The sequence below is a fragment of the Microvirga aerilata genome (genome assembly GCF_016743775.1).
GTDB classification, from domain to species: Bacteria; Pseudomonadota; Alphaproteobacteria; order Rhizobiales; family Beijerinckiaceae; genus Microvirga; species Microvirga aerilata.
This window is the reverse complement of the sequence record NZ_JAEQMY010000220.1, coordinates 1-2,785: the sequence shown is the minus strand read 5'-3', so window position 1 is coordinate 2,785 and position 2,785 is coordinate 1. Positions and strand designations below refer to the sequence as shown.

2 protein-coding genes are annotated in these 2,785 nt (G+C 58.3%); both read left to right on the top strand.

All coding sequences use genetic code 11. The annotated features are described in order from the left end of the window. Positions 1-313 precede the first annotated feature (313 nt). The gene (locus tag JKG68_RS31745; protein WP_202066361.1) at positions 314-2,101 is read left to right on the top strand and encodes a thiamine pyrophosphate-requiring protein; all 1,788 of its coding nucleotides are present in this window, start codon (positions 314-316) and stop codon (positions 2,099-2,101) included. Between the two features lie 260 nt (positions 2,102-2,361). Beyond that, positions 2,362-2,766 carry a Crp/Fnr family transcriptional regulator gene (locus JKG68_RS31740; RefSeq protein ID WP_202066359.1) on the top strand — a complete coding sequence of 135 codons (405 nt, stop codon included), beginning with the start codon at positions 2,362-2,364 and terminating at the stop codon, positions 2,764-2,766. Positions 2,767-2,785: the final 19 nt, after the last annotated feature.

The window sequence follows — 2,785 nt, the reverse complement described above, 5'->3', positions numbered from 1 at the left end:
CGGTCGAACCTGACCAGCCGGTTAGGGTGACATTTCTAAAGGGGGCAATCAGTGACTTGTCTAACGAGTTCCGACATTCGCCGTAAGCCATTGATGGATAAAGCACGCGACAGTCTCCACGTTCGGAAGGTCTCAAAATGGCACCGGGCGGACCTTATCTGGATTTCGGCTTTCGCGGCGTGAGCGGACCTTCTTTCAATCCGCTCTACGTTTCACTTTGACCCACTGACGCGTGGAATGGAGCGTCAATGGCAGGCGTGCAACCCAGCATGAGCCGGAGGTGTTGAACGTTTGTTTTCTGACAGGAACCGTCATGGCTAACACCGTCGCAGATTTCGTCTGGCAACGCTTGCAAGAATGGGGTGTGCGGCGAGTTTTCGGCTATCCCGGCGACGGAATCGGCGGTTTGATCGGGGCTCTTGCAAGAACAGAGGGCGCCATCGACTTCGTTCAGGTGCGGCATGAGGAAATGGCAGGCCTGATGGCCTGTGCCGAGGCGAAGTTTACAGGAGAAGTTGGTGTTTGCATCGCCACATCCGGTCCTGGTGCGATCCACCTTCTGAATGGCCTCTATGATGCAAAGCTTGACCATCAGCCGGTTCTGGCCATCGTCGGTCAGCAGGCTCGCACGGCCATCGGATCGCATTACCAGCAGGATCTTGATCTTCAATCTCTCTTCAAGGACGTAGCCGGAGCCTACGTCGAGACCGCATCTGCACCAGCCCAAGTCCGGCATCTTGTCGACCGTGCCTATCGCATCGCCAAAGCAGAGCGTCGGGTCACCTGCATTATTCTCCCCAATGATCTCCAGGTTGCTCCTATGGAGCAGCCAGCCCGTGAGCACGCCATGACGCATTCAGGGGTCGGGATCGAGATGTCACCCGTCGTTCCTGACACGGCAGCTCTGACCCGAGCGGCAGAGGTCCTGAATGCAGGTCAGAAGATTGCTATCCTGGTCGGGGCTGGTGCCCTTGGGGCTACAGACGAGGTCGTGGCCGTTGCGGAGCGGCTCGGTGCGGGAGTTGCTAAGGCGCTTCTTGGCAAGGCTGCCGTGCCTGACGACTTATCATTTTGCACGGGATCAATCGGCCTTCTTGGAACAAAGGCCAGTTCCGATTTGATGCAGGGTTGCGACACTCTGCTTATGGTGGGCTCAAGCTTCCCTTATACGGAGTTCCTGCCGAAGGAAGGGCAGGCTCGAGGCGTCCAGATTGATCGGGATCCCGGCATGTTGGGACTGCGCTATCCGATGGAGGTCAACCTTGTTGGTGACGCCGCCGCAACCCTGGCAGCGCTCCTGCCGCTGCTTGCCGAAAAGCAGGATCGGTCCTGGCGTGAGACGATCGAAGCCAGTGTTGCCTCCTCCCACGAGCAGATCCGCGGCATGGCTTTGGCCGCGGCTGATCCCATCAACCCTCAACGGGTCGCGTTCGAGCTCTCGTCGCGGCTGCCAGACCAATGCATTGTTACGGCCGACAGCGGCACCACATCGGTATGGTACGCTCGAAACCTCAGCTTCCGGCGTGGGATGATGGGCTCGGTTTCGGGAACCCTTGCAACAATGGGATGCGCGGTGCCGTACGCCATCGCAGCGAAGTTTGCCTATCCCAATCGCCCTGTGATTGCGTTGGTTGGTGACGGCGCCATGCAGATGAACGGCTTGGCCGAACTCATCACAATTGCGAAGTACTGGCGTCGGTGGGCTGACCATCGTCTGATCGTCATGGTGCTGAACAATCGTGATCTCGCCTATGTTACCTGGGAGGAGCGTATTCAGTCTGGTGATCCGAAATGGGAGTCTTCACAGGTGCTTCCTGATGTGCCATATGCCGAGTTCGCACGATCGATTGGCCTTGAAGGAACTCGGATCGAAGATCCGGAGCAGGTTGGCCCAGCTTGGGACAGGGCTCTTGCCGCCGACCGACCGTTTGTGCTCGACATGGTGACAGATCCGAACGTGCCACCCCTTCCGCCCCACATCACCTTGAAGCAGGCCCGTCACTTTATGGGAGCGCTCGCTAAAGGCGATCCGGAGGCCGGCAACGTGCTCATCGACACGGCACGTGAGCTTGTCGGATCAATCTTGCCGTCCAAGAAGTGAGAGTAGAAGCTCTTCAGACGTCCAAGAGGAGGAAAGGCTATCAGCCTATAGCGCGACCGTAGCCAAGGCCTTGATCCTTTCCATCCGCCAGAACACCGGACGTCTTTTGAGGCGGCTGGCCTCTTGAGTATCTCTCGTCCCATGCGCGCCGGGTGTGGCTAACACCAAGAATGCATATCAAGAAAGGAGGTCGATGAAACCAGCGCCGCTGAGACCATCTGACCTTATGTGCGTTGTCTGCCTGGGGCGGAGGTCTTCCCATGCCTCAAGTTGTGAATCCCAATCACCGCACCAACCGGCTTTTGGCCGTCCTCGAGCCTGAGGACTTTGCGGCTCTTGAACCTCATCTCGAAATTATTGAGCTGACACGGGGTAGGGTGCTCTACGACGCCGGCGAGATTATCAGCCATGCCTACTTTCTCCATGACGCAATCATTTCTCTCGTGAACGTCATGGAGGATGGGGCCACCAACGAGGTTGCGGTGTTCGGTCGTGAGGGGGTCGTGGGGCTGCTGAGTGCCCTGGTCACCCGCGAAGCCTTCGGGCGCTATGTTGTGCAGATGAGTGGCACCGCCTCCCGCATCCCCTTCGAGCGCCTGAACGAGGTGCGCAACCGGCTTTGTTGCACGGATTGGCGAGTTGGCAACTGGCACTGGGTGACATAGGAGACCTGCGCCCTTCCTG